Annotated in this window: 2 tRNA genes and 1 rRNA gene; all 3 read left to right on the top strand. The window is 46.2% G+C overall.

Features of this window, described 5'->3' with window-relative positions:
* The first annotated feature begins 43 nt into the window (after positions 1-43).
* Positions 44-120, top strand: a tRNA-Ile gene (locus tag EHN13_RS23900).
* Positions 121-195: 75 nt separating this feature from the next.
* A tRNA-Ala gene (locus EHN13_RS23895) sits at positions 196-271 on the top strand.
* 206 nt (positions 272-477) lie between these two features.
* Positions 478-639 (top strand): 23S ribosomal RNA (locus EHN13_RS23890); the annotation flags it as partial.

Here is a 639-nt window from a genome sequence, read left to right as displayed (position 1 = left end):
ACACAGATTGTCTGATGAAAATTAGCAGTAAGAAAATCTCTGCAGGCTTGTAGCTCAGGTGGTTAGAGCGCACCCCTGATAAGGGTGAGGTCGGTGGTTCAAGTCCACTCAGGCCTACCAATTCTTTCTGATACCGTGTTGTGAAATGACCCGCACAGTCTCAGCAAGAATTAAGGTGAATGAGATAACTACGATGGGGCTATAGCTCAGCTGGGAGAGCGCCTGCTTTGCACGCAGGAGGTCTGCGGTTCGATCCCGCATAGCTCCACCATCTTTACTGCAAAAACACAAGAAAACTTCAGAGTGTACCTGAAAAGGTTCACTGCGAAGTTTTGCTCTTTAAAAATCTGGATCAAGCTGAAAATTGAAACGACACACTGTTTCATTTCTCCGTAATAAGAAATGAAAAATGGTGTGTTCGAGTCTCTCAAATTTTCGCAACACGGTGGTGTTTTACGAAACATCTTCGGGTTGTGAGGTTAAGCGACTAAGCGTACACGGTGGATGCCCTGGCAGTCAGAGGCGATGAAGGACGTGCTAATCTGCGATAAGCGTCGGTAAGGTGATATGAACCGTTATAACCGGCGATTTCCGAATGGGGAAACCCAGTGTGATTCGTCACACTATCATTACGTGAAT

This window comes from Citrobacter youngae, from assembly GCF_003818115.1.
GTDB classification, from domain to species: Bacteria; Pseudomonadota; Gammaproteobacteria; order Enterobacterales; family Enterobacteriaceae; genus Citrobacter; species Citrobacter youngae.
Note: the sequence above shows the minus strand (reverse complement) of the source record. Positions and strands in the feature narration are given on the sequence as shown.